This window comes from Hymenobacter qilianensis (assembly GCF_014638675.1).
Lineage (GTDB): Bacteria > Bacteroidota > Bacteroidia > Cytophagales > Hymenobacteraceae > Hymenobacter > Hymenobacter qilianensis.
This window is the reverse complement of the sequence record NZ_BMFN01000008.1, coordinates 1-24,770: the sequence shown is the minus strand read 5'-3', so window position 1 is coordinate 24,770 and position 24,770 is coordinate 1. Positions and strand designations below refer to the sequence as shown.

Annotated in this window: 25 protein-coding genes; 16 read left to right on the top strand and 9 right to left on the bottom strand. The window is 56.4% G+C overall.

Annotation, left to right across the window (positions count from 1 at the left end):
* The 3 genes from IEW06_RS20580 to IEW06_RS20570 all read left to right on the top strand — a co-directional run bounded on the left by IEW06_RS20580 (nt 1) and on the right by IEW06_RS20570 (nt 4,829).
* On the top strand, nt 1-1,254 hold the full coding sequence (locus tag IEW06_RS20580; RefSeq protein WP_188548877.1) for a T9SS type A sorting domain-containing protein: 1,254 nt from the start codon (nt 1-3) through the stop codon (nt 1,252-1,254).
* 485 nt (nt 1,255-1,739) lie between these two features.
* Nucleotides 1,740-3,827 (top strand): T9SS type B sorting domain-containing protein, encoded by a 2,088-nt coding sequence (locus IEW06_RS20575; protein ID WP_188548876.1) that lies wholly within the window; start codon nt 1,740-1,742, stop codon nt 3,825-3,827.
* 357 nt (nt 3,828-4,184) lie between these two features.
* Nucleotides 4,185-4,829 (top strand): hypothetical protein, encoded by a 645-nt coding sequence (locus IEW06_RS20570; protein ID WP_188548875.1) that lies wholly within the window; start codon nt 4,185-4,187, stop codon nt 4,827-4,829.
* A 674-nt stretch (nt 4,830-5,503) separates the two neighbouring features.
* Here the strand turns inward: IEW06_RS20570 and IEW06_RS20565 are convergent.
* The gene (locus IEW06_RS20565) at nt 5,504-7,180 is read right to left on the bottom strand and encodes an SBBP repeat-containing protein (protein WP_187734680.1); all 1,677 of its coding nucleotides are present in this window, start codon (nt 7,178-7,180) and stop codon (nt 5,504-5,506) included.
* Nucleotides 7,181-7,664: 484 nt separating this feature from the next.
* Here IEW06_RS20565 and IEW06_RS20560 point away from each other — a divergent pair, with 484 nt between their 5' ends.
* Both IEW06_RS20560 and IEW06_RS20555 read left to right on the top strand, forming a co-directional pair.
* A complete protein-coding gene (locus tag IEW06_RS20560; protein WP_187734681.1) occupies nt 7,665-8,081 on the top strand; it encodes a hypothetical protein in 417 nt (138 codons plus the stop codon).
* An 83-nt stretch (nt 8,082-8,164) separates the two neighbouring features.
* Nucleotides 8,165-8,686 (top strand): hypothetical protein, encoded by a 522-nt coding sequence (locus IEW06_RS20555; RefSeq protein WP_187734682.1) that lies wholly within the window; start codon nt 8,165-8,167, stop codon nt 8,684-8,686.
* 54 nt (nt 8,687-8,740) lie between these two features.
* Here IEW06_RS20555 and IEW06_RS20550 read toward each other — a convergent pair whose 3' ends face one another.
* A complete protein-coding gene (locus tag IEW06_RS20550; protein ID WP_188548874.1) occupies nt 8,741-9,265 on the bottom strand; it encodes a hypothetical protein in 525 nt (174 codons plus the stop codon).
* 266 nt (nt 9,266-9,531) lie between these two features.
* Between IEW06_RS20550 and IEW06_RS20545 the strand changes: the two genes are divergently transcribed.
* From IEW06_RS20545 to IEW06_RS20535, 3 genes are all read left to right on the top strand, one after another.
* The gene (locus tag IEW06_RS20545) at nt 9,532-10,005 is read left to right on the top strand and encodes a hypothetical protein (RefSeq protein ID WP_187734684.1); all 474 of its coding nucleotides are present in this window, start codon (nt 9,532-9,534) and stop codon (nt 10,003-10,005) included.
* Nucleotides 10,006-10,363: 358 nt separating this feature from the next.
* Nucleotides 10,364-10,735, top strand: a complete 372-nt coding sequence (locus IEW06_RS20540; RefSeq protein ID WP_187734685.1) for a hypothetical protein — start codon at nt 10,364-10,366, stop codon at nt 10,733-10,735.
* 177 nt (nt 10,736-10,912) lie between these two features.
* Nucleotides 10,913-11,188 carry a CPCC family cysteine-rich protein gene (locus IEW06_RS20535; protein WP_187734686.1) on the top strand — a complete coding sequence of 92 codons (276 nt, stop codon included), beginning with the start codon at nt 10,913-10,915 and terminating at the stop codon, nt 11,186-11,188.
* A gap of 41 nt (nt 11,189-11,229) precedes the next feature.
* On the opposite strand, the gene IEW06_RS20530 is transcribed toward IEW06_RS20535, so the two are convergent.
* Nucleotides 11,230-11,865, bottom strand: a complete 636-nt coding sequence (locus IEW06_RS20530) for a hypothetical protein (protein WP_187734687.1) — start codon at nt 11,863-11,865, stop codon at nt 11,230-11,232.
* A gap of 719 nt (nt 11,866-12,584) precedes the next feature.
* Between IEW06_RS20530 and IEW06_RS20525 the strand changes: the two genes are divergently transcribed.
* The 6 genes from IEW06_RS20525 (at nt 12,585) to IEW06_RS20500 (ending at nt 17,430) form a co-directional block, all read left to right on the top strand.
* Complete coding sequence (locus IEW06_RS20525; RefSeq protein ID WP_187734688.1) at nt 12,585-13,346, top strand: ParA family protein; 762 nt, start codon at nt 12,585-12,587, stop codon at nt 13,344-13,346.
* On the top strand, nt 13,343-13,717 hold the full coding sequence (locus IEW06_RS20520; RefSeq protein WP_187734689.1) for a hypothetical protein: 375 nt from the start codon (nt 13,343-13,345) through the stop codon (nt 13,715-13,717). The genes IEW06_RS20525 and IEW06_RS20520 overlap by 4 nt, the downstream gene beginning before the upstream one ends.
* A 280-nt stretch (nt 13,718-13,997) precedes the next feature.
* Nucleotides 13,998-15,218: a replication initiation protein gene (locus IEW06_RS20515; protein ID WP_187734690.1), complete on the top strand. Its 1,221-nt coding sequence runs from the start codon at nt 13,998-14,000 to the stop codon at nt 15,216-15,218.
* Between the two features lie 531 nt (nt 15,219-15,749).
* Nucleotides 15,750-16,643, top strand: coding sequence for a rep family protein (locus IEW06_RS20510; protein WP_187734691.1), 894 nt, complete (start codon nt 15,750-15,752; stop codon nt 16,641-16,643).
* Nucleotides 16,640-16,915 carry a hypothetical protein gene (locus tag IEW06_RS20505; RefSeq protein WP_187734692.1) on the top strand — a complete coding sequence of 92 codons (276 nt, stop codon included), beginning with the start codon at nt 16,640-16,642 and terminating at the stop codon, nt 16,913-16,915. The genes IEW06_RS20510 and IEW06_RS20505 overlap by 4 nt, the downstream gene beginning before the upstream one ends.
* A gap of 122 nt (nt 16,916-17,037) precedes the next feature.
* Nucleotides 17,038-17,430, top strand: coding sequence for a hypothetical protein (locus tag IEW06_RS20500; protein WP_187734693.1), 393 nt, complete (start codon nt 17,038-17,040; stop codon nt 17,428-17,430).
* A gap of 245 nt (nt 17,431-17,675) precedes the next feature.
* Here IEW06_RS20500 and IEW06_RS20495 read toward each other — a convergent pair whose 3' ends face one another.
* Complete coding sequence (locus IEW06_RS20495; RefSeq protein ID WP_187734694.1) at nt 17,676-17,894, bottom strand: hypothetical protein; 219 nt, start codon at nt 17,892-17,894, stop codon at nt 17,676-17,678.
* Nucleotides 17,895-18,181: 287 nt separating this feature from the next.
* Between IEW06_RS20495 and IEW06_RS20490 the strand changes: the two genes are divergently transcribed.
* Together IEW06_RS20490 and IEW06_RS20485 are read left to right on the top strand one after the other, a co-directional pair.
* Complete coding sequence (locus tag IEW06_RS20490) at nt 18,182-18,862, top strand: recombinase family protein (RefSeq protein WP_187734695.1); 681 nt, start codon at nt 18,182-18,184, stop codon at nt 18,860-18,862.
* 45 nt (nt 18,863-18,907) lie between these two features.
* The gene (locus tag IEW06_RS20485) at nt 18,908-19,219 is read left to right on the top strand and encodes a hypothetical protein (protein WP_187734696.1); all 312 of its coding nucleotides are present in this window, start codon (nt 18,908-18,910) and stop codon (nt 19,217-19,219) included.
* An 80-nt stretch (nt 19,220-19,299) separates the two neighbouring features.
* Here the strand turns inward: IEW06_RS20485 and IEW06_RS20480 are convergent, their stop codons facing one another.
* The 5 genes from IEW06_RS20480 to IEW06_RS20455 all read right to left on the bottom strand — a co-directional run bounded on the left by IEW06_RS20480 (nt 19,300) and on the right by IEW06_RS20455 (nt 24,268).
* The gene (locus tag IEW06_RS20480) at nt 19,300-19,521 is read right to left on the bottom strand and encodes a hypothetical protein (RefSeq protein ID WP_188548873.1); all 222 of its coding nucleotides are present in this window, start codon (nt 19,519-19,521) and stop codon (nt 19,300-19,302) included.
* Between the two features lie 592 nt (nt 19,522-20,113).
* Nucleotides 20,114-20,272, bottom strand: a complete 159-nt coding sequence (locus IEW06_RS21060; RefSeq protein ID WP_187734698.1) for a recombinase family protein — start codon at nt 20,270-20,272, stop codon at nt 20,114-20,116.
* On the bottom strand, nt 20,273-21,046 hold the full coding sequence (locus IEW06_RS20465; protein ID WP_187734699.1) for a TIR domain-containing protein: 774 nt from the start codon (nt 21,044-21,046) through the stop codon (nt 20,273-20,275).
* 386 nt (nt 21,047-21,432) lie between these two features.
* Nucleotides 21,433-21,819 (bottom strand): hypothetical protein, encoded by a 387-nt coding sequence (locus IEW06_RS20460; RefSeq protein WP_187734700.1) that lies wholly within the window; start codon nt 21,817-21,819, stop codon nt 21,433-21,435.
* Between the two features lie 973 nt (nt 21,820-22,792).
* The gene (locus IEW06_RS20455; RefSeq protein WP_188548872.1) at nt 22,793-24,268 is read right to left on the bottom strand and encodes a hypothetical protein; all 1,476 of its coding nucleotides are present in this window, start codon (nt 24,266-24,268) and stop codon (nt 22,793-22,795) included.
* Nucleotides 24,269-24,770 lie beyond the last annotated feature (502 nt).

Genomic DNA, 24,770 nt, shown 5'->3' with positions numbered 1-24,770 from the left:
GTGGCGAAGCTCTCGGCGACCCGCACGGGCCCGGTGGCCACGTGGCTGCAGCTGATCGGCGGCGGGGGCGCGGTGCTGAACACGCTCGCCGTCGCGGCCCCCCACGTGTATGTGGGGGGCGCCTGCTACGGGCCGCTGCGCTTTGGCCGCACCCAGCTAGCCGACCGCCCAAGCCTTGGGGGCCTCAACGCGTTCGTGGCCAAGCTGACCGATACCGGCCCAAGCGCGCGCCGCGAGTGGGCCCATGCCGCGGGAGGCGCCCTGAGCGCGCTAGCCGTGGGGCAGCAGGGGCTTTTTCTGGCGGGTTCGTTCCGCGGGGTAGCCGGCGAGCTGAGCCCGGAAGCCCTGCCCACGTCGGGTAACGGCAACCGCTACCTCTACGTGGCCAAGCTGGTCGATACTGGCGCCGCCGGCCTGCTGAGCTGGGTACAGCCTGCGGCCTACGCCCAGTCGGCCTGGGTGAGCGCGCTAGCTGTGCGGGACAGCAGCGTCTATATCGGGGGCAGTTTCTTTGATAAAACGCTGCGCCTAGGCACCAGCGTGCTGACCAATGCGCGCCACGGCGGCGGCACGGATATCTTTGTCGCCAAGCTCACCGATACCGGCGCAGCCGGCCGTTTCACCTGGGCCCAGCGCCTCGGCGGCCAGGGCTACGACGAATGCCAGGGGCTGGCCGTCAACGAGACCGGCCTCTACCTGGCGGGTGAGTTCGGCCATTCCCTGGACGCTGGCCCCGGACGCGTGGCTTCCGTGGGCGGGCAAGACCTGCTGGTAGCGCAGCTGCGGGATGCGGGCCCCACGGCGACCGTCGCCTGGGCGCAGTCGCTGGGCAGCCCCGCCAACGACGCCGCCTGGGCCATTGCCCTGCGCGGGCCGCGCGTGTACGTCGCTGGCCACTTGGTGACGCCCATCCGGGTAGGGGCCGGCCCCTTGGTGGAACATTCGTTTGTGGGTCTGCTGCGGGCGCCCGTTCCAGGCCCGGAGCGGGCAGCCGGGTCGCCCGTCGCCCTGGAGCTGTACCCCAATCCGGCCCGCGGCAGCGTCAGGGTAGCGTTAGCGGCGTTGGCTGGGGGCACGCAAGCCACCCTCACGCTCGTCAACGCCCGGGGGCAGGTCGTGCGCCGGACAACGCAGACCGTGTCCGAGACTGGCCTTGACTACGCCTGGTCCCTGGCGGAGCTATCGGCGGGCATATATCTGCTCCAGGTGCAAGCCGGGGCCACCCGTCTCAGCCGCCGGTTGGTGGTGGAGTGAAGAGACGGTCACGCCTACGAGTAAATAATACGCAGTGACGCGTATCCGACTGCTATTGATTAGCGCGTACAGCCGTCCACAGGGCCTGGTTAGCGCTCCTAGTCGCAGGCAGTTGCCGCTTAAGAACAAACCCCCTAGGCTATTGACCGCGTTTTGCAACAGCCACGGCCATTCTCGGACACTGTTGCCGCAGGGGTCAGCCTTTTTCTAGTCCCTCCGCTCGACCTCTCCATCTCTTTCCTGTTGTGGCTCTTCCTGCTCGCGCCTGTCGGGTGTAGTGCCGCGGGTCGCCTACCCGGGCCTGGCGTAGCCGGCCCGCGGGGGAGTAGCGGAAGCGCGCAGGGAGGCCCGACCGCCAAATACGGTCAGAATATTGCACAGCTCGTCCCGCCACTGCTGAGCCGGCAGATCGGGTAGGTGTGCTCCCTGCGGGCGGCCACCGCGCCGGCTGCTTCGGCCGCCCGGTGTTGTTTTCCTTCCTTGTTATGCTGCTACGTCTACTCCTTTGCCTGTCCTTACCTGTCCGCTGCTGGGTCCGCGGGGCCGCCCTGCTCGGGGCCTGCCTACTGGGGGCCGGACCGGGCTTACCCGCCTCGGCCCAGATCCTAACCACTCAGTGGGAGAAAACCCTGGGGGCCCCGCAGGGGGGTTTGCTGCACCGTGCGCAGCAAACCCGCGACGGCGGCTATCTGCTCGGGGGCACGAGCAGCTCCGCAGTGGGAGGAGATAAGAGCCAGCCCAGCCAAGGCTACAACGATATCTGGATCGTCAAGCTCAATGCCCAGGGCACCAAAGTCTGGGATAAAACCTACGGAGGGGACAAGGACGAGTACGTAAGCGCCGTGCAGCAAACCCACGATGGCGGCTATCTGTTGGGCGGGACCTCCAAGTCCGGCGTGAGTGGGGACAAGAGCCAGCCCAGCCAAGGCTATGATGATTACTGGATCGTCAAGCTCGATGCCCAGGGTAACAAAGTCTGGGATAAAACCTATGGGGGGCACTTAAGTGATTATGTGCGGGCGCTGCTAGTTACCCCCGACGGGGGCAGCCTGGTCGCCGGCATGACCACGTCCGGCCGCAGCGGGGATGTCACCCAGACCGGCCCGGGCCCCGCGGATTACTGGCTCCTCAAACTCGACGCGCAGGGCAACAAAGTCTGGGACCGCACCCTGGGCACCAGCATGGCCGACCATTTGGAGGCCCTGGTGCCCACGCCCGACGGGGGCTACCTGCTGGGCGGGAGCACGGATGCGGGCATCGACGGGGATAAAACGCAAGCCGCCAATGGTCGCCGCGGAATGCGGGACTACTGGCTGCTCAAAGTGGATGCCCTGGGTCAGCGGCAGTGGGACCGCAGCTTCGGGGGGAGTGAAGATGAATACCTCAAAGCGCTGGTGGCCACGCCCGACGGGGGCTACCTGCTGGGGGGAAGTTCCGACTCGTCGCCCGGCGGCGATAAAACCGAGGCCCGGGTGGGTGCCGGAGACTACTGGGTGGTCAAAGTCGACGCCCAGGGCACCAAGCAGTGGGATAAAACGGTCGGTCGCCCCCACGAAGACGTCTTGCGCGGGTTGCAGGTCACGGCCGAGGGCGGGTACCTGCTGGCGGGCGATTCGCGCGCCCACGAGAACGGGGGCACCGACATCTGGCTGGTGCACCTCGACGCCCGGGGTCAGGTGCTGGCCGAGCGCACCTTGGGAGGGGATAAGGAGGATCTGCTCATGGATCTGCAGCCCACCAGTGACCAGGGGTTCGTGCTGGGGGGCTGGTCGCCGAGTGGCTCCAGCCAGCCCCCCCAAGCTCACCATGGCTACTGGGTCGTCAAGCTCCGGGGATCCGCCGCGCCTATCCAGGCCCAGATCAGCGGTGAAACGGTGCTCTGCCCGGGGGGGGAGGTCGCGCTGACGGCCCTGACGAGCCCAGGGGCGACCTACCACTGGAGCACGGGCGCTACCACCTCGACCCTGGTCGTGAAGCAGCCCGGGCTGTACACGCTGCGGGCCACCTTTGCCGACGGGCGCCAGCTGACGGCCTACCACGTGGTCACGGCCTTCACCGCCGCCCTGCGGATCCAGGGCGACTCGCTGCTGGGGCCCGGCCAGACGGTGGAGCTGACGGCCACGACCACAGGGGCCACGGCCTACCAGTGGAGTACGGGGGCCACCACGCCCACGCTGCGCGTCAGCCAGCCCGGCACGTATTCTGTGCGGGTCACCTATGCGGGGGGCTGCACGCAGCAGGGGAGCCGCGTCATTACCCGGGCCCAAGGGCCGCCCGAACTCCCCGCTACCGGGCCGCCGCCCGGGCTCCCCGCCGGGGAGCCCGCGGAGCTGCGGATTCCCAATCTGATCACGCCCAATCAGGACGGGCGCAATGAGCGCTTCGTGATCCCGGGCCTGGCGCAGCAGGCGTGCTCCCTGGAGGTGTACACCCGCTGGGGGCAGCGCGTGTTCCAGCAGGCTCCCTACGCCCACGAGTGGGGAGCGCAGGCCGCCGCCGGGGTTTACTACTATGTGCTGCGGCTGACCAGCACGGGGACCGTCTACCGGGGCTGGCTGGAAGTGATCCGCTAGCGGGGGCCCGGCAGGCGTAGCCGATTACGCGTGGTCTTCCAACCGCCGTATCCGGTAACGCCCCTTCCCGGTGAGGGAAGCAGGGCGGGCGGCATCGGCTCGGCGCCTCCACGTTGCCCGGATGGCTTCCCGGTTTCACGGGGCGCTGAACCATAGCTCGTCGCAATGCGGTGCATCCAGTAGCAAAACAGGTTTCTAGGAGCAGCAAGAAAGAGCCCTATTGCTTTCTCAGGCTTACCGCTAAACGTAATGGCCTTTATACGACCGAGAGCCTCGGTCCATGCAACCTTCCGGCCGGCGGCGGGCTCTGCTGCTTACCGGGCCTACTCCTGCTCGCTCGCTAGCTAACCTACTAGGATGATGACCTATTCTACCCTGTGTGCGCTCGTCCTGCTGGGGAGCGGGCTGCTGACCTTCACCGCGTGCGACAAGAACGACCCCGAAAGCTGCACGTCCTCGGTAGTGCCGGTGCCGGCCGACACCTACGTTTTCCCCATCGTACCGGGCACGCCCGCCTGGGCCACCTTTCAAACCGGGGCGGAGATGGTAGCAGCCTGCCAGCTGCCCGCGGCCACGCTGCCGCGCATCTCCACGGCCGGCTTAGTCGCTACTTGCTTAACCTATCCGTTGTTGGGGAATATGCTCGCCGCCAATTCGCTGCAACGCGGTACGCGGGCGCAGCTAGCGAACTTCAATGGCTTCGGCGAATTGCAGCAACGCCCCCAAGCCGCAGCCCTGCTGCTGGAACGCTACCAGCAAATGCGGCCCGCTTGTTTACCGGAGAAAAAACAGGCCGGGGATTGGGGGGCTTACACGTTTGAGTTCATGTACCTGGAGATGATCCTAGCCCAGGAGGAGTATCTGGCCCAGTTGTCCTCCCGAGAGCGCCGCTCGCTCGTGCGCGAAGCGTTAACCACATACGCCGAGAAGCAGCGGCACGGCGACGTATATGGCGTGTTGGGCTACATGACCACGGCCTTCGTGATGGCCCGCGTCATGTAACAGGAACAGTATGCACCCTTTCTGGCGACGGTGAGGACCAATCCGGAGATGCAGCTGTTCGTGGCCGAGGTACAGGTGCTCGCAAACTCGCAGACGTTGGCTATCGTCCTAGAACACGCTAAAAACTTTACGCAACCGTAGATTTGCTCGCGGATGAACACGGTGCACCCACTGGGGACGGACTGCAGGATCTACTTCCTGTGGCAGAAGAGGGGGTGTTGAGGGAACAGTAAGGACCAGGGATTCGGGAGGCGTGCGCTTCTTCCAGCATGAAATTGGTCATTTACATGGCGGAATCTTATTCCTCCCTTTTCCTTTTCAGCAACCTTAAGTTACGGCGGGTAGGCGAACATAGGATAATGGCCTTTCTAAGACAAAAATCCCTTACGTAAAGCAACGTTTCTAAGGGTGATTGGCGGCGAAGAAGGCAATCATTCAGTGCGCCCTATCACTAGGTCGGGAGCGGCGACAAAGCACCTGATCGACGCACCTTGGCTAGTCAATAGGCCAGCCTACAAATCGCGCCCACGCAGCCACGAAAGATACGCGGTGGGATCCTGCGTGTCTTTCGTGGCTGCGTGGGCGCGGCGATACCACCCACCAGAATACCTGGGAGACTGCTCGAACGAGTGGCAGATGCAGAAAGGATTGTAAGCCGGTCGCTACATAAGCAGTTACAGCACCAGTAGATGACCCGTATAGGGGCTGCCATCAGCCGTAGTGGCACGTAGGGTGTAGCGTCCCGCGGGCAGGCCCCGCACCGAAATGGTCGCGTTCGGGGCAACCATTTCGGTGCGCGCTGCCCGGCCCGCGGCATCGAGCAGCTGCACGCTGCGGCCGACGAGCACGTCTGCTACCTGCACGGCGTCAGAAGCTGGATTAGGGTACACGGGCAGCGCCTGGGCTACGGGGCGGCCCTGTTGCGTTGCCAGAACCGTGTTGCCTAAATGCGCTAAAAAGGTTTCCTGCGTGGCGGTGGTACTGAGCGTTAGGGAGCCAAAGGAGCAGGTATTCGCAAAGCGTCCCACAAGGTAGGCATTATCACGGGCGTCAAAGCCCAAGTGCAGACCGTAATCGAGTCCCGGACCTCCGGCCTGCTGCACCCAGCGAACCTGTCCCTGGGGGGTGTAAGCGGCCGCTACTATATCCTGGCGGCCGGCACTGGTGAGCGTGCCTGAACCCAGCCGGGCCACCTCCGCAAAGTAACCCGCGACATACGGGTTGCCGGCCGCATCCAAGCTTACACTGAATAAGTTGTCGGAGGCAGGACCACCCACCGATTGCACCCACTGCAAGGCCCCTTGCGGGGAGTACTTGACGAGGCTGCCATCTAGGTTGCCGGCTCCCGCTAGCGTGGTGCTCCCAAACGTAGCGCTCCCCGTAAAAGAAGCGGTTACATACAGGTTTCCGGTGGCATCGACCACCCCCTGATTGACCAAATCCTCGTCCACCCCACCGAATTGCTGGACCCACTCGAACGTGCCCTGCGCGCTATACTTGGCCACCAGCACGTCCCCCTTGCCGCGGCTGGTAAGCGTGGTCGTCCCGAAGATGGGGCTTTGGGTAAAGGTATTTAGAATATAGGTGTCGCCCGTGGGGGATATCGCTAGTTTGGGATAGGTATAGGAGACACCAACGCTACTCGTGAAAGGGGCATACTGGAAGGCGGGAAGCAAGGACTGCAGCGCGCCGGTCGCCGCCGAAAGGCGGGCCAGAAATACCCCTGCTAGGTTCGGGACATTGATGGTCGTGGATTCGATCGTAAATGGATTATTGAAGTAACCCGTCAGGTACACCGTGCCCGCCGCATCGATTTTAATGCCTCCGCCCACGGCGGTGTTATTCGGCGGGGTACTTCTACTCTGCTGCGCCCATTCGGGGGTACCCTGCGGCGAATAGCGGACGACCATGACCTTGCTCACGGTAACATTGCCGCCGACTAAGGACACATTGTTGCCCAGGGCCATCGAGCCGGAGAAATCACCCGTGACATAGGCATTACCGGCCGCATCTACGGCGACGTCCGACACGTAATCCGAGCCAGGGGAGCCTACCTGGCGTACCCAGGCCAGCGCCCCAGCGGGCGTGTATTTGGCGAGGTAGCCGTCGGTGTTACCCGCGCTGGTGAGCGTCGTGCCAGCGATGGTCGTTGTCCCATCAAAATTCCCCGTTTCGTAGGTGTTGCCGAAGGCATCCACTGTGGCCACGGCACCATAGGTAGCGGTAGGTCCGATGGCGCGGACGCTGGACCACGCGGGCGCTGTTTGGGCCCCCGCCGTAAGGCTGAACAAGCTACTGGCTATCCCGCCCAGGGTACGAATTAGGAAGGAGGGGGTAAAGGATTTAATCATCTATAAAGGGACTGGTGACAATAAAAATGCAAACGATCGATAAGGACCCCGATGACCTCACTAGCACGGGGTGGAGACGCGACGGCCCCACGCTCTTTCCTGCGCCGAAGCAGCGGAGGAAGCGTAAGTAGGGGGAGAGTACCGCGATGCCTGCTTCCGTGCGGCGAAGTAACAGCATAGGGAGGAGCAAATCTACTAGCGGTGGTACTTATTCGGGTTTGGTGCCTCACACCCCAATCAGGACACATTGAAGGCAGCTATAACCGGTATTATGTAAAGAAAACATTCCGCGAAAGCAGACAGGCTGACAGACGCCCCTTTTCTACTTTTTGTCTAACTAGCATCCCTTTGATAAAAGCAAGTAGAGCGCTCGTTTCCATCCTTCATCATGCCCCCAGCTAAACGCTTTCCTCCCCGTACCTTCTTAGGGGCTATGGCCCTCTACAATGCCATAGGAGGAGGTCTAGGAATACTCTTAGCGCTCGTGGCTACCTTGGTTGCCCTGCAACAGAAGGAGGTTGAGTGGGCTACCCTCTCTTGCTTGTATTTCGTCGGGGCGTATGGCGTGGGCATGTATTCCTATGTAGCGTATCACCGGCGGCAGGATCCCACGTGGATCGGCATCTATGCCCTGTTACAGCTGCCCGTGCTCACCTACGAGGGACTACAGTATGCGCTCAATAATGGGGTTTGGTTCCTCGTGGGCCTGAAGGCCCCAGCCAACCTGACCCTGCAGTTTGACCTCTACACCATCAAGTTTAACTTTTCGCTGGAGAGTTCAGAGCCGACAGTTATCGGGGTGAATATGATCTCCTGTCTCACGCTCTATTATCTCTTTGTACGCTATAAACCGCCAATTTCAGCGCCTACCGAAGGGGGTAGCTCAATTTCTAATAGCTAAACTTACTAATTGAACGGGTTTAACATAATGCGGATTATCCGACTAAAGGAGGCTGCGCGGGTCCTTCAACGATAGGGGGGGCGGTGGTTTTATGTGGCGGCCCTGCAACCCTACAGAACGCGCGTGTCTCTCCGGGGAAAGACTATATTGCACCTTTTCTATACGAGACGATGAAATTGCTGTATTCTGGGGCTGTTGGCTTGCTGTGCGTGGTGGCCTGCACGAAAGAAAAGAACACGACCCCCATCCTCGATGCGGCCTTTAACCAGCCCTTCACGCTGCGCTACACCCAGCGCGCCAGTCTACCCGACCAGCAGGCGCCCGAGTTGATCGTGACCGTGACCGACGTGCTGGATAAGCGCTGCCCGTCCTGCGGGGACGGCGGCTTTGTCACCACTGACTTGCGCGTAGAGGATCAGCAGGGCAGTGCGCAAACGGTGACGCTGTGCTTGTACTGCGGCCCCGAGATCAGCGATACGCTCACGCTGCGGGCCAACCGCCGCCGCTACGGGCTGAGGCTGCACCAGGTGACCCCGGCCCCCCTGGCGGGGCCCGCCTCCCTGAAGAAAGAAGAGAAGCACGTCGTCCTGTCGGTCCAGCGGTGAGCCCTGCGGCCGTTTATTGTTTGACATAATGGCCATTCTAAGACACCCTAATAGTTATTGACGTAGGTCTGGGGCCAAGGAGGTAGAAAAGAAGCGGCCCTCTTTCGCGAATCGAATCTCATAGTAGACCCGTTCCTTTTTCTGCTTTAACCATACTTGAGCCTGGCGATGTTCGAAGGGATATGTATCAATCGTGATGATCGCTTCTTTATGCGGGAAATACAGGGCGGGGTACTCGTTGCGCACTACTTGGCCTTGTAACTTCACATACCAGTCCTGGTAATACAGATTAACCTGCGTGAGCGAGTCCTGCAGCTGGGGAAAGCTCAGCTCTTGGTCAATGGGCTTGACCAGGAACGTATCTGTCTTGGTCATAAGCTCCATATACAAGGCGTTATCGACCGTGCCTCTATCGGCTACGACAGAATCAATAAACACGCTCAGCTTCGCAGTCCCGGCTACCTTGTAATGACTATACTGGGTGGTCCTGGGTTCCCGGTCGCACGAGGTGCCCGTTACCAGGCTGATGAACAGGGCCACATAGAGGGCAGACGAGAAAGGACGCGAGGTGGAGTTCATTAAGGGGCCGGTACGCCTGCGCAGGAGGATACTCCCTGCTGCTACGGTGCTAGGGCGAGTAAAGATAGCGTAGGGCTGAGTGGCCAGCCCACCCGTATCATTCATCATGAGCTACTCTCCTAAGGGGCAGCCGCACAAGCTGGGATTCGCACTCCTCGTATCTGATGGGGGGGGTAATTATCGGTTTCGTCACGAATCGTTACTCTTGTAGTCGGGCGGGAGTAATTTTCCTTCGCCGAGTCCTTTCGAGCAGCTAACTAAGAAGTATGCGTACCAAAGTCAGTATCGGGGCCATTCAGCCGCTCGCTCTCAAATGGATGGCGTTTCTGTTCACCGCCGGTATCTGTGCGCTGGTGACGGTAGGGTTCGTGGGGTCGGCCAAGCCGGGGTACTGGTTCGGCTTGATCCTCGTTGCCCTCCTGCTCGCTTACAGTTACTTTAAGACGCTACACACGGCCAATATCTACGTGTGCGATTCCCATTTCCTCATCGAGCACGCCATCCAAGGCACCCTTCAAAAGGACCTGGGGCTCTATCGTCACATTGAGTCGGTCTATTTTTTTGCCTACCGAGTGGTGTTTAGCGATGACACCCACTACTACTTCTTACCCAGTTTTAAGGGCCTGTGGCAAGACTTCACCAAGGACAGCCAGGGGTATTCGAACTACGTGCGCCGCCTGATCGGAAACGCTCCATCTACGACTCCCAGTTCGGAGCCTGCCCCATCAGCCGTGGGCTAGCCCAGCGCTTGGCGAGAAGAGAACAACAAGCTTGGATAAGGGAAAGCAAGTAGCGACTTAAGCGGGACGCAATTATGAGTCTAGTAGTAAGGAAGTCGTCCCCATAGCTAGTGGCTTACCTAAGTCGTTGCTAAACATAAAAGACCTTCTCGGACACAGTGTCTTAAAATGCCCATTTAGGTTAGCCAGCAAACGGCTGCGGGGGCTCCGGCGATGTTTCCAGTCCAGCGAGTTTTGGATGGCATGTGTTGATGCGTTATATTAAAGAATGTTCACTTTACAATATTGCTTGCAACTAAGTTGATGTTACCCTGCTCTACAAGTTCAAGCACGTACTTATTCTCAACTTCATACTCGTATGAAAACTCCAATTCTTACCTGTCTTCTAAGTATTCTATTATTCACGAGCAGTAGTTGCGAAAAGGAAGATTCACCAACCTCTTGTGCAACACAAAGCCCAGTAGTAAGACAGGTAAAGGATGCGGAGGGGGTTATTGTATTCAATTCTGAGATGGACAGATACCTTATTTACTCATCTCAACCAGGAACCATTGACGTCGTAGCCATCGGAGTAGTATGCGGCGATTTGCCCGAGGGGCTAAAGCAAGTGGGAAAGGAAGTTGTTTTTAGTGGCATTTATAAGAACTATACGCCTGCATCCATGCCCCCAGTCGGCCACACGTGGTATTACTTAGAACTCTCCAAAGCAGAGTTGAAAGGGGGGAACTAGTAAAATCTCTAGGGCAGGTACTTCCACCAATGGGTTGGAACTTGCATTACTGTAAAATATCAGAAGTAGACAAAAGGCAGAAAACGGCGTTGTGCTAGGCTGTTTGTTTTCTAAAAATTGTCGCTTAACGTAATTGGAGTTATACCCCCGTCCGCGGAAAAGTAGTAAAAGAGGCATATGAACAACCAAAGCAATAAGTTTGGATATTACCAGTGCCCTTGTTGTGCGTACTATACCTTTCAAGAGCCCGCTACGGGACATTATGATATTTGTCCCGTCTGCTATTGGGAAGATGATCCAATTCAACACGCGGATCCTGCGTACGAAGGCGGGGCCAATCAAGTGAGCTTAAACCAAGCGCGGATCAATTATAGGGACTTAGGCGTGACAGAACCGCCATTTAAACGGTACGTGCGCCCTCCCAAACAGGAAGAACTACCCGATGAGCGATAACCTATTTTGTTTATCTCATAAGGTCCGATAAAGCTGCGTCATTAACCCTTATCCGTGAGCTGGCCTTTCTGGTTGAAGAGCACGATCAACAGGGCCAGCAGGGCTACCCCCAGGGCCAGATACGGCACCCACGTGCTCGCTGGGGTAGGCGCCGCAGCCGGTGGATGCTGGCGCCGATAGGCCACGAGGATCGCGTATTCGGTGAGCCACTGTTGCACAAACAGGGCGCGTTGCTCAGCCAGCTGCGCTTGGTAGAGCTGTTCCCGGGCCAGCGAGTCTGGGATGACCCGCGGATCCGGAGGTGGGAGCAGCAAGTAGGGCTCGGTCAGATTGCCCGAGAAGGTGCAAGCACTGAGCTCCAGGAGGTTGCCTGCCGCATCCAAGCGCGAATAAAAGATCCAGACCCCTTCTCGGACGAGGATCCCGCAGCTGCTATACTGATCATACCGGCCCTGGAGGAGGGGGCGCGGCAGCTGGCCTTTTAATTCCTCGAGCACCTGCACCTGGAACGTGGTATCCGTCACAGCGAACACTCGGCCTAGAAAGACGTGGGGAGTTTGCCCCAGCTTCTCTTGCATCAGCGCATAGGTCCAGCTTGTGCGTGACTTGCGGCATTCACAGGCCTGCGCAGGAAAGCTAGCGACAAGCAGCAGGAGTAGGAAAAATTTTCCAAGCATAGGGGAACAACGGTCAGGGGGAAAGCGAGGACAAGATAGGGGGCTATCGGATGACTGCTAGGACAGGAAATAAGGATCGATAAGCAGGGTCTTATGGATCCCTATACGGGAGGGTGTACAGTTGTTGAACGCTCCTCTCACACCTGTACAGCGTCCAAAGTCAGGACTGATAAGCTTCTGTTATCAGACCTTATCTGGTTCCTGTTCGTTCTGAGCAGGAGAGTGAAACGCTGCTAATCGTAAACCTGCTCGTGTCCTTCGAGGTGGCCTGCTGGAGCCTCGGGCGGAGGAGAAGCCCTTTAGTCCACTTGCCACCTGGGAATTAAATAATTTAATGGCCATTCCCAGCAGCTTTTAAGTCCAAAAGTGTCCGCTTGTCAGGGGCCCGCGGAGTTGCCGGTGAAGCTGCCAGCTTCTACCCCTGCTACAATTAAATTATTTAAGAGAAGCATTCTCCCAAAACGAAATGAGTCGTCTATTTGACAATTGGCATTTTACCACGGGACAGTCTTATAAGGGAGAAACTTCCTAAAGAAGACGAACTTCCTGTATTTCTATTGGAAGTTAAAGAAGTTAAAGAATTATAACTTTTAATAGTTCTTTCAGAAGTTAAAGAAGTCAAAGAAGTCAAAGAAGTTTAACTTCTTTGGCATGGCTAAGAAGTAAGGGAAGTTTAAATTCTCTATTATTACTTCCAGATCCAGTTTGAGCTCTGTACTATGAAGATTATTGTATTCGCCAATCATAAGGGCGGAGTAGGAAAGACAACTTCTACGCTTAGTGTTGCGCAGACACTGGCACGCGATGGTCATCGCGTGTTACTCATGGACTGCGATGCCCAGCGCAATCTCTCACTAGCCTTTCGTCTGCCTTCTGGTTATCCAGATCTAGGGCTGGTGTTAGAGAAAAAAGCGCAGCTGGCGGATATCGTTTTAGCGATTGAGGAAAACTTACACTTGGTGGCAGCTACTCCGGATCTCGACTTCTTGGAGAAGATGGTCGGCCAGCAGTTGGGCTACGAAAGCATCCTTCGCAAGGGATTAGCACCGTTACAGGATCGCTATGACTATTGCCTGATCGATACTCCGCCTTCTTTGTCTGCTCTTACATACATGGCCCTGGTGGCTTGCAATGCAGTCTTTATTCCTTGCCAGCCGGAATACTTTGGCTATGAAGGCTTAAACAAGCTTATACAAGCATGCGAGCGGGTAAAGGACTTGTATAATCCCAACCTGATCATTGGTGGCATCTTTTTTACCAAGTACAGCAGCAAGTACCGCAAAAAGCTTCACCATGACGTGGTCGCCCTAATTGACTCCAAGTATTCCGAGGCCAAACTTATGATGGAGACCACCATACGCGAAAACGTCTCGCTGGCGGAAGCCCAAATCAAAAAGCAAAGTATTTACCGGTGGGCGCCGGAGAGCAATGGCGCTACCGATTACGAATCGCTCACCCGAGAAATCATTGCCCGAGTATGAGTAAGCAAACCAAGAAACCAAGTTTTGGCGACGATCTAGATATGCCAGCACCGCCATTAACAAATGACGCGCGTTTGTATGGCGTAAACCGGGAGGTTGTACTACTTCCCCAATCCGTCGTTCCGGCTGACACATCTGTACCCCCAGCCCCTATTTCAACTGTGCCTACTGAGGAGGAGTGGCTTAAATTCAGCACTTTTTTGCGGCGCAGTACCTATGTGCGGCTAAAGCAGAGTGAGTATTGGGATCGGCTTGTACTGAAAAAGGCAGTCGACTCTGCGCTGTGTGCTTTTTTAGATGCTATGGATGGGGCTGATAGGCCTTTGCCCGAGGCTGAACAATACCGACTTAATGGCAAGAAACTCAAATAATTACAGTATAAAATAGCAATAAAAACGCGGCGAAAAATTTCGAGTTTGTGCTATTTTTTACTATTAGGGGCACTTGCTTTTCATGCCTACAAAATCGCCCTAAATAAGCTAGCTTTTTATATATACTACATTAGTAATTACAGGAGCCATAACTTATTGTCGTTGTGAGGTATGCAAAGGTATACACCTACAAAATCGCCCTCTCACGCCTACATAAACGACGATTGATACCTACACAATCGCCCCTTGACGCCTACAAAATCGCCTTCTCGCGCTTCATATGCCTACAAAATCGCCCTTGATTCCGGCTGTTGATAAAACGGTAGCACAACATAATGCTCTCATCAACTCGCGCTTCAGCTTTGTGCCCTTGGAGATGCGCTTATTCATCTCTTTACTTACCCGCATCGAGCCTGGAGACGAGCAGTTTCGCGAGCACTTTGTGCCTATGGCAGAAATAATCCATGAGCGTACCGGCGGTTCGGCATATGAGGAAGTAAAGCAGATGTGCAATAACATTACCTCGCGTCGGCTTTATATCGAGAAGCTGGTTGATACCCAGCAAGGCACTCGAAAACGGAGTAAGAAGCCCGATTTTGAGTTTATTCCGCTCATGGCCAAAGCTGCTTATGAGAGTGATCGAGGAGGAGTCGTGGCGTCCTTTAACCCGCTGATCATGCCCTATCTATTGCAGCTGCGGGAGAGTGGCAACTTTACCTTAGCGCAACTAGAGCAACTCAATAAGCTTAAAAGCTTTTATTCTTACCGCATTTACTGGTTACTTAAGGAGTACGCCACCTTTAGAGAGCGAACAATTACCATCGCTCAGCTTCGTTTTCTGCTTGATCTTCAAGAGGGTGAGTACCCACGCTTTAATAATCTGCGCACACGTATCTTGGACAAGGCCCAGACCGAGATGCAACAGACGGATATGCCGTTTACCTATGAATTGTTGAAGCAGGGCAAGCTCGTATCCGAGGTGAAATTCTTATTGTCTGCTCCTCATAAGGAGGGAGCAATGCCTACAAAATCGCCCTTTAGTGAGGCTCCTGTGTGGACGCGAACACTGGCCGAAATAGGCGTAGGAGAGAGGAGCTTGGCCGTGGTCAGCCAACAACTGGCGGCGGGCGAGTACGATGTTGACTACATCGCCTACGTGGTGCGCATTGTGGAAGCGCAATTTCAGAAAGGTAAAATTAAGAAGCCCGCCGGGGCTATCTACAAAGCGCTGATTGAAAAATACTTGCTTGCGGATTACCAGCAGGCGAAGGCCACCAAAAATACCTCGCCCAAAAAACAGGCGCTAGCTAGTACAGAGAAGGAGGCCGAGGTCGCGTTTCGCCTCCGGGAGATCCGGGAGATGTACGACAATCCTGGGCCCTATGCCCAGCGCCAGAAGCGCGCGGAAACCTTTGAGCAGCATCTCCAGCAGGTCTACCTGCAGGATGGCTTTCAAGTCGAGCACCGGGAGGGAGAAGCATGGTTGATTAAGCAGCCGTAGGTCGCCTTGCTGCCGCCGCGGTTGGCACTGGCCCCAGTGTCCAACAGGTTTGTTCATTGGCTGGAAGTCTCACGACCAGCGAGCGGCAGCTAGTGCCCCTTCATAGCCAAGCACAGGACACTCAGTAGGCGTCTCAACGCCACGCACATAGCGGAGCTCGGTCCCCAGGGTACGGGCTGTCCTCGCCGTTTCGCGGCCGGGTGGCAGCTGGCTCCTGGAGGGTAGAAGGATAGGTCGCTAGAAAGGACCTGCTGCCCTCGTGGGCCCATTGTGGCTGGACCGGTTACCTCTCGCCCTAGCCCCTAAGAGTCAGGAGGTTCAAACCAGATTTGCCCTACTTCTTTTTGCAAATGCGGCCGCCAGCAGTTTACCTTTATAGCGGTTGCCTCTCCTGACTTCAGGATAACAGCCAGACCGTAGAGCGTAGAGTAAGATCGGAATCTTTCTTGGTGCCTTCCTTTGAGCAAGCGATCTGCTGCTGCTCCGGTCCCGTCTGTCCGCCCGAGCCTCCCTTCCCCACGTTCCCCCAAGGTGTCGTGGTTCCCGCCCACGCTGGAGCCCACTCCTAGTTCATATACCGGCGTAGGTCCGGACAAGTATGCTCTATTCGATGTCGAGCTAATCGAATTAAGCCCCGAGGAGCCTGTGGGGCCTGCTTTCCGTGAAGAGCCCCAGCTCACCCGCGCCGAGAAACGGGACCTCACCGAGCACCGGATCGCCCAGCTTTCCCAACTTCCTGGGGCACGGGGCACCCTGTATAGAACCTGGCAGTGTGATCAGGGCTTACCCTACCGCAAACGCTACCCGACTAGCTGCGGGCTCCGCTGGTGCTTTCAGTGTGCCTGTAACCGCATGGGTACGTTAGTCCGCAAGTATCTGCCCCTAATGGAAACCTGGGAAAACCCCCAGCTGCTCACCCTAACGGTGCCCAGTTGTGTCCGAGCGGAGCTGCCCGACCGGGTCAAACACATGCTTCTGACCTTTACCAAGATCAGCGAGCTGTGGAATAAGCACTACCACCGCAACCGCCGCTACTACCAGCGCTATGGCCACTTCCACCCGGCCTGGCCCACGGTTCCGCTGGTGGGCCTCCGCGAGGTAGAAATTTCTTATACGCTTGAGCTACTCGAGGAACGCTACCATCCACATATCCACTTCATCCTGCGCGATGCCACGACGGCGCAAGCCTTGCTCGCCCGGTGGTTGCAGGTGATGCCAGGGGTAAACGCGTGGGGACAAAATCTTAAAGCCGTATACTGCCTGCAGGGAGCCTTGTGCTACGTACTGAAACCCGCGGTGAATTTTGGTGCGCGTAACCCGGTGCCCGCGGCCGCGATGGATACCATCTTCCAGGTGCTCGCCCTACTCACCCCCTTTTACGCCTACGGGATGAGAGCCCCGAAGAAGCGTATAACATTCTCTTGAACCGAATCGTCTTCACGCCCTTTGGCGTCACGCAAGCCCGCATGAGTATCTATGAGGTAAGCGACCCGGCAAACCCCATGAACTATACTGGCATGAATCCGCCGGAGGGCTGGCAGCCCACCACGGGCAGTTGGCAGCATGTCCCCTCAGGAAGTAACTGCTTTACCAGTTTGCCTACTGTGTACAATGTAGCGCCCCACACCACCGCGGGCAAACCATTTGAGAACGTGGCCACCGTGTACACCGATATTGTAGGGCGGGGCTCCCATTAAATAATTTAATTTTTGGCCCGTTTGCCTCCTCACCCATCCTCACCCAACCGACCCACAACGCTACCCAGAAGTAAAGGGCAGTTTCTGGGTCAAAACACCGGAATAATAGTCAAAATTGCCCCATGGAGCCCTTAGAACCTGCCGAGAACCTCTTACCCGCCGCCCCTTCCGGCGTTCCCGAGGGCGTAGTCAATGTAGATGCCTGGCAGCGTATGCAGGAGCTGAAGGCTCACCCGCTCTACTCGGGGCCCGAGCGGATCGTGCAAACCAGTATCGAGGGGCTACAGAGTGACGGGCAAACGTCGACTGGTAACCGGAAGCGGAAGCTGGTGGCCCTGCCACGGGAGGAGCATCAGCAGATACGAGCCTTGCCTGCCGCCGGGTCAGGCCTAGCGCGCACCCTCCCGGCCCGCGGCGGGGTGGACCGGTACCGGGAAGCGCTGGGGCCTACCCTCCGAGCCAAGGACGCTGGGCTGCCGGTGGGACCTTCTGACCGGATTAAATTATGTAAGTAGAATGCCCTGGCGTAGCGGGCGGGGCTCGCTTGGTAGCCATTTTCCTCCTCACCCATCCTCACCCACTCGAGCCACAACGCTAGCCACCCCTGATCGGGGATTTCTAAGTCAACACCCCTGATTGTAGGTAAAAACAGCCCGCTAACCCCCGTAGAATCTGCTGCTCGCCGGCGGGGCCGGTATCCGGGGTGGCTGACTGCCGAATAGCCCTCGTCGAAGCGGGTAGGTCGGGGCGGAGCAGCGGGTTACTGCCGGTCCAGCTCCCGCTGCATGCGGGCCCAGTCGCCGGGCGGGTACATCGCCGCCAGCTCTTCGTCGGTGGCAAACAGATCGATCTCGGGCAGGAATAGATTCACTACGTCGCGGTCGAGTTCGCGGTCCGTCAGATTGGGAAAGCTACAGGGCTCGGTGGGCGGCGTATAGCCCGCCGGGGCGGGGGCGGAAAGGTCCGGGGTATCACTCATGGGAGGTAGGAAAAAAGCGGGAGGGAAGGAAGTACCTCCCCTACTAAATATACGGAATACCCTAGATTTAGCTGCCCACATTGCGGGGTAGCCGAAGAAACAATCCAGGATGGGGATAGGGCAGGAGGGAGGCCTTTCCCGTTTCTCGCGGCGGGGAGTCCGGACCCCACCCCAGCTCGGAAGGTACCTCAGTAGGTCGTGTATCATTATCTAAACGACCGTTCATGTAATGATACACAACCAAAAAGGGGTAGTTTTGGGTCTTACTACTTACCCTCTGTTAGCCTATGCCCGACTACGTCGCCTACTATCGGGTCTCGACTGCCCGCCAAGGCCTTAGTGGCCTGGGGCTGGAAGCCCAGCAAGCGGCCGTCCGTACCTTCCTCGCACCGAGTGAGCAAATCGTGGCCGAGTTTATCGAAGTGGAGAGTGGGCGCAAGAACAGCCGGCCCCAGTTGCAGGCGGCCATGCAAGCGGCCAAGGAAGTCGGGGCGGTGCTGCTGGTGGCCAAGCTCGACCGGTTGGCCCGCAACCTGGCCTTTCTCTCGGCCCTGATGGAAAGCCGGGTGCGCTTCAAAGCGGTCGATATGCCCGCCGCCGATGAGTTTACCATTCACGTCTTAGGGGCCGTGGCCGAGAAGGAAGCGAAAGCGATTTCGACGCGCACCAAGGATGCCTTGGCCGCCAAGAAAGCGCGGGGGCACCAACTGGGTACACCGGCCAACCTGACGGCCGCGGCGAGGGCCAAGGGGCAGGTGCAACGACAAGCGAATGCGCAAACGAGTCTCGCGAATCGACAGGCAGCCGAACTGGCCCGCTTGTACCGGAGTCTGCAATGGGACTACCGACGCATTGCCGCCCAGCTCACCGCCTCGGGTTACCGCACCCGAAGGGGGTGCGCCTTTACCGCCGCCGGCGTGCGCCGCCTCGTGTTGCGGAAGCAAGAGCCGGTCGGAGGCCTTCGCTGAGCTACTTTTAATCTCCCTATTTCTTCTACTCCCTTTGTTATTTCGATGGAAACACTACCTACCCTGTACGATGTGGACGGGTTGTCGTTAGACCCCGGCACCATTCTAGAACCGTTTGGACCACCTTTTTTAGAAGCTGATGCGAAGTTCTTAGCCGCGGCGCCCTTATGGCGAGTAGACCAGGATAAGCGGGGGTGGCGCACCCAACCCCAACGCGGCGGACGGTTTCACCGGCTCACGCTGGCTATAGCGCAGCAATGCCGTTCCTGGCCCAACCCGGTGACGGATATTTGTAACCCGACGGGGCGACGCTTTCCCGAAGAGACGCCTCACGAACATCGGTTTCACGCCGTGTAAGAAGGGGTGGCGTGCTCCTTAGCTAAAGACTTCGCGATACTGCACCCATTGGTTACACCCCTTACTGCAGCTGGCTTGCATCAACCCACCTCAGTTAGCTTCACCACCCGCACTTCCCTCGGCACATGGCCTGTCAGCTGAGCGAGCACGGCAACAGCCGAGGCAAATGAATTGCGGGCCAGGTCAAACCCGCGCGCTGGATCCAGAGGATATCGGTAGAGCATGAAGCCATAAGCATTATTTCGCACGCCTACGTTGTTGGGCTGTCGCATCATCCCTATCTGGGCCTTAACCTTCAGCACTGATGCCGGCACGCCCCGCCTACCTTTAGGGAGCCAGGCATTTGCAACTCTGGCGCAGCAATACGCTCATAAACTCGCCCACGGCCGGAGCCACGATGGCCAGGCGGTGCCCTAGCCATGTTGCCCTCGCGTAAATAGAGGAGCGGGATATCAGGCTCGTAAATCAGTATATGCTCATACCAGGTATTTGCATACTACCGTTTCACTGATTTCCATCGTTGCAGCGATATCCCGGATGCTTAGGCCCGTAGCCCGTAAGCACTGGATCTGCTCGATCTTTTCGGGATCCAATTCGGGCCGGCCGATCACTTTGCCTTTCCTGCGCGCACGCTCCAAGCCTGCTTTGGTTCGCTCACTAAGGCGTACGTGCTCCTGCTTGGCAATAGTGGCCAGGATACCGATGATGGCATCCTTGAAAATACCGGTGCTATCCAGATGCTGCTCGGTGAACGACTTAAATTGTCCCCCGATAAGGATAGCTTCTGTAAGTGGTTAAGGGTTCGGTCATGTCCTCGCGACTGAATCTATCGAGGGCCCAGAAGATGACGACATCGAAGCGGCGCTTATGAGCGTTCTCGAATAGCTGTAGAAACTACGCCCGATCCGCGCGTGCGCCGCTTTCATTATCAATATACTCGTGATGTATAGTATAACCTCTTCGAGCGGCGAAGGCCCATAATTCTCTAAGTTGGTTTTCATTGTCTTGGCCATTATCGCGGGTGCTGACGCGGGCATAGATGGCGGCTCTCATTTAAGTATTGAATTCTCTTTTTAAAATAGCTAGGACGTCACCAAAGGTCTCTTTTATATTATCCTTCTTAAACCTAAGCTGCTGTATGCCATAGATGTTACTAAACTCCTCTGCTCCTTCTTCCAGTAGCACAATTGCTCGGCTAAAACCTAATTTCCCTTGGAATAGCCCCGTTTCATGAATAACGTTCTGTCTAGCTCGCTTTTCTCCACCCTTCATTTCATCTTCTGCCGTTAAAACAAGAAGTGCAAAAGTGGCATTATTAAGCATGTCATCAAGTATATCCCGAATGGTATGACCACCTCTTGCCCCAGTTTCATAAGCCTCCACCTTATATCCATGCTGGTCAACTAGGTGATCTTTTAGATTACGCCATTGAAGGCTTCCTCCATGTCCGATGAAAATGACGGGAGATACCTTGTTAATCTTAGTCGGAACTACGAGTGAGGTTTCTAAAGCATCATCTAGTAGGGAGAATACTCTGGTGATATGTGGTTTTATATCCCTCTCATCCTCTACTGTTACAACTGTATTGACTCCGAAGTCATCATTGTAGAAGACTAGTGTAAATCGAAATGTATGGGGAATGTTGTATACATGGTAATCATAGTTGACATTAACACTTGCCTCTTCCGGCTTCTTTCTGTACTCATCAATGAAGTCTTCTATCGCTTTATGCTCCCAGATTGTATCACCCGTCTTAATAGTAAAATATAAATTTTTTAGTTGTCCATGACTTTTATCATTTAGCATCTCAAGGATGTTCTTTATCACATTTATTTTGAAGTAAGCGCTACGATAAACCGTCTTCCTTTTCATATTGAAACTTGTCTTTTTAACAAATATAGCCCCCGAAAACCACGGTTTTCGGGAGCTTCTGCGTGGGTGTCAAACGAGTCCGTCAAACGGCCGGTTGCTGGACAGTGCCTAGGTATAGAATCACCACCCAGCGCGGGTTACCGGGAAGACGCGGGCGGAGCCGTGGTTTGGGTCAGAAGGGTTCCTAGTTAAGCCCCCACATACCTGCCCTTTTTTTCGGGCCCTATCTGGTTCGCCCTTGGTAATTGCCTCCTTGGTGACCTAGTAGATAAAAAAGAGGAGGCGGGCCCGGCAAGGTCTGGCTTGGCGAGCCATCGCTGCGGTATTTGTCCCGTTAGGCCCTAGTGCTGCTCGACCCAATACCCTTTCACGCGCCCGTGGCCGGTATACTGGACTACCAAAAAGTTGGGGTCTATCGTCGACCAGCCCACCGGATAAAGCATGAGCGTATCGGGCCGGCCGTGTTCGCGATAGAAAGCATTGATGCGCCGACTCGCTTGAAGCGTGGCCGCCCGCAAGTGCGCCCGGTTTCCGGATTGGTAGAGCTCAGGGCGGATCGCGCCGATGGTGTCGGGCATGGTGATATGCTTCGGTAGGCGGTTCTCCACGCCTTCTTTGTAGGGCGGACCCAGCAGGGCCAGCACCGCTGCGCGCGGCAGGCCCGGCCGCAGGTGGTGGGCCATTAAATCCTGCACCATCCGAGCTCGCGGATTAGCGTGATCCGTCATCTCGGCATTTGCTAGCCACACGGCCTGGTCGAAGTGCGGGGAGGAGTGGCAGGCGCTCAGGAAGCCCCAGGCGAAGATGGTCGCAAGGTTAAAGGCACGCATCGGGGAGTAGGATCGATGATGGATCTTAAAGGTAGGGCCGGCTGAAGCGATGTCGGCAAATAACGCCCTTTGCTCGCCAGCAGGACCTGGTTAGAGCTACGCACCCTGCTGCAATAAGGGCGAAGGCTTGCCCTGCATGTCTCCTCGGCCCTGGCCGGAATTAAATAATTTAATCATCCCCAGCCTCCGGGTTGGAGCTACTCCCTAGTCCCGGGTCCACGGCAATTAAATTATTTAAGATGAGCCCTCTGCGAACAGCAGGGGCGCTACTTCCCAGTGATGGCCTCAGGCATAAGTATAAGGGAAAAGGGAGACTAACCGGGCAACGGGTTCTACGGGCTTCAGGTGGGTATTTTTAAGGAAAACCCAAGGTGTTAGGCTCGGAACAGGTTGATCTAGGGTGGGTAGCGCTGCGGCTTGATGGCGCAATGCTGAGCGATTTACTTGGGGGACCACTTAAGCTTGGCGGTGGCTCTTGGCGACCATAAGGGAAGCCATTAAATTATTTAATTAAAGTAGAGTCCCCGCAGGAGACAGACCCTAGGGCCTGTGAGGGTCTCTGAACTTGGCTAGAAACCCAGCACGATCTGGATTCACCCGATCGGTCGGTGCCTGTCTGACCATTTCAATAAGACCCGATCAGACCCTATACAGCAGGAACACAATGGTGCCGAAACCAGGGATATTGTAGCACCAATAACTCGATCACTACAGCCTAATATTTTGAGTAAAGGTCGTAACAAGTAGAGTTTACAGAGTTTTTATGCGAACTACTGATTTTGTGTACTAAAACCGTCAAGTCGCAGTTTAAGGCAGATGCTGTAAAACTCGACCGCAGGGCCTATAGCCGCTGCTACCCCCAGCAACCTTGCTAAGCTGAGTCAGTCCCCCAGAAAGACCGAGTAAACTGCGGTGACTGACCCACCCACTTCGTAAGCTCCTGCTTCATGATGCGCTCCACGTAGTCGGCGTACTCCACGGGTGTCACCACGCTATCGTGCACGGTGAACAGCGGGATGTGTGGGCAGCGCTGGTGAATGCGCTTGGTGATGACGCGCAAAAACAGGTGCGCTTCCAGCAGCTGTAGCAGCCGGGGCAGGATGCTATGGTCTTTAACCTTGAGCGTGCGGAACACTTTGGCCACAGTAGGGAAGAGTTCGGCAAATGCTGTCTTCGCCATTGACTTGGTGGAGTTGCGCGAGAACAATACTTCGAACAGCATCACTTTGATGTCGTCGCGCTCGAACGGTACTTGCTCTCCCTGGGAATTGAGGGCTTGTTGGACGTTGGTATAGAACTCACCACTGGCTGTCCACTCCCGGAACTTTTCAATATCATCATTACCAGTGCGTTGCACTATTCTAAGCAGAGTAATGTAAGAGTGTTTGTTCTTTCTCTTCTTCATTTCTTCCCACACCTTTAATCCCTCCTTTTGAAGAGTTAAAGGCACGCGGCCCCCTTTTCGACCCTTGGTGAAGGGACTGTAGAAGGAGGGGTTCAGCAACAGGTTGGCTAGAAACGGCTGACTGTTTTTGAGGTCAATGGCAACGAGCTGCCCGTAGCCTTCGGCGTAGACAAACGGCCGCAACTTACCGCTCATGTTGGTGAGCGTGGTATGTAGCCGACCTACCTTAGCATCAAGCACGGTGTTGAGGTCGCGCTCGACCAACTTGGCGACGGATGTAAACCGTTGATCGTACTGTTCCTCAGGATCTTTAAATACCACCTCCCCATTCGGCCCGGGCTTCCGTTTAGGCTTTCGCAACGAAGGGTCCCGCCGCACCCTGTCGCGCTCCTGGGCAATGAAGCGCAGAGCCTCCTCTTGCCGAATTCGCAATGGGGTGGTTTTGGGATCGAGCCACTCCAGCAGGTGGCTGTAGTCCTGCCGGATCTGCTTGGTCAGTTTCGACTGTTTAAGCCGAACCCGGTTCAGCCGACGCATGACAGCCGCATCTTTCAGCCACACAATGCGGCAACTCGGGCCATCGACAAGGGGTACATCCCAGCCCTTCCGGAAGCGCGCTGCAAAACGATACCCGCGACACTTCCCAACATCACCGTCCCGTGGCACCACGAAATGGTTGTCCGTTTCCAGCAGGTTCGTATCGACGGCGTACTGCAAATACTCATGGTAATTGGGCAACCACTCCCGCAGCCGAGTAGAACTCAGGTGCACATAGCCCAGCTGCAAATCCAGCTTCTCCGCCATTTTGCGGTTGGTGGCCGGAATAGCCGACACCAAGTGCAGGAGGTGAACCAGTTCGTCGGAATGAAAGCGCGAAAAGGTCGGTGGGTGAGCGGCCAGATGCCGGTCAAGGTCCAGGTCAGGAGGTAACAGTCGTAGCATCGGGGAAGGAGACACGGATGGGCTTCAAACCATTCAGGGACCGAAGCACAACGCTCAGCCCCTGAATTGGTCGAAGAAGAAAGCCACACCAAGGGTTGTTATTTCTTGGGTGAGGGCTTCGGTTTGGGTAGGGTTTCTACCGTGGTCGTGTTGGGGCGCCGCTGAGCTTCACGCACAGTAATAAATTCGCCAGTCCGGGCATCTCTGCCAATTTTTGTAGCCTTAGCCATAAGCGTAGGGATTGGGTTAACAAGGCGGCTTGTTCCGATCTTGATATTATAAATATACAAAATATATCTGGTATTTAAATCCTGTTTACGGTATAAAAATAAAGTTTATTTTGTGGACAAAAAAGCTCTAAATGGACTATTTGCCATCGTTAACTTAGGGTGGCACCAGGATATCTTTTAAGGTTTTAATTCAATTTATCGTTCTGTTTTTCAAGTCCAAACACTGCAAAAAAGTTGTATTGCGGATTACCTTATAAATCCCGGCTTTTTTT

Coding starts and splice junctions, on each gene's coding strand:
- IEW06_RS20455 (WP_188548872.1), bottom strand. CDS start 24,268: ATGCTACGACTGTTACCTCCTGACCTGGACCTTGACCGGCATCTGGCC.
- IEW06_RS20535 (WP_187734686.1), top strand. CDS start 10,913: ATGAACAACCAAAGCAATAAGTTTGGATATTACCAGTGCCCTTGTTGT.
- IEW06_RS20460 (WP_187734700.1), bottom strand. CDS start 21,819: ATGACGGATCACGCTAATCCGCGAGCTCGGATGGTGCAGGATTTAATG.
- IEW06_RS20545 (WP_187734684.1), top strand. CDS start 9,532: ATGCGTACCAAAGTCAGTATCGGGGCCATTCAGCCGCTCGCTCTCAAA.
- IEW06_RS20565 (WP_187734680.1), bottom strand. CDS start 7,180: ATGATTAAATCCTTTACCCCCTCCTTCCTAATTCGTACCCTGGGCGGG.
- IEW06_RS20515 (WP_187734690.1), top strand. CDS start 13,998: ATGCCTACAAAATCGCCCTTGATTCCGGCTGTTGATAAAACGGTAGCA.
- IEW06_RS20570 (WP_188548875.1), top strand. CDS start 4,185: ATGATGACCTATTCTACCCTGTGTGCGCTCGTCCTGCTGGGGAGCGGG.
- IEW06_RS20495 (WP_187734694.1), bottom strand. CDS start 17,894: ATGAGTGATACCCCGGACCTTTCCGCCCCCGCCCCGGCGGGCTATACG.
- IEW06_RS20540 (WP_187734685.1), top strand. CDS start 10,364: ATGAAAACTCCAATTCTTACCTGTCTTCTAAGTATTCTATTATTCACG.
- IEW06_RS20525 (WP_187734688.1), top strand. CDS start 12,585: ATGAAGATTATTGTATTCGCCAATCATAAGGGCGGAGTAGGAAAGACA.
- IEW06_RS20530 (WP_187734687.1), bottom strand. CDS start 11,865: ATGCTTGGAAAATTTTTCCTACTCCTGCTGCTTGTCGCTAGCTTTCCT.
- IEW06_RS20575 (WP_188548876.1), top strand. CDS start 1,740: ATGCTGCTACGTCTACTCCTTTGCCTGTCCTTACCTGTCCGCTGCTGG.
- IEW06_RS20490 (WP_187734695.1), top strand. CDS start 18,182: ATGCCCGACTACGTCGCCTACTATCGGGTCTCGACTGCCCGCCAAGGC.
- IEW06_RS21060 (WP_187734698.1), bottom strand. CDS start 20,272: ATGAGAGCCGCCATCTATGCCCGCGTCAGCACCCGCGATAATGGCCAA.
- IEW06_RS20485 (WP_187734696.1), top strand. CDS start 18,908: ATGGAAACACTACCTACCCTGTACGATGTGGACGGGTTGTCGTTAGAC.
- IEW06_RS20550 (WP_188548874.1), bottom strand. CDS start 9,265: ATGAACTCCACCTCGCGTCCTTTCTCGTCTGCCCTCTATGTGGCCCTG.
- IEW06_RS20520 (WP_187734689.1), top strand. CDS start 13,343: ATGAGTAAGCAAACCAAGAAACCAAGTTTTGGCGACGATCTAGATATG.
- IEW06_RS20500 (WP_187734693.1), top strand. CDS start 17,038: ATGGAGCCCTTAGAACCTGCCGAGAACCTCTTACCCGCCGCCCCTTCC.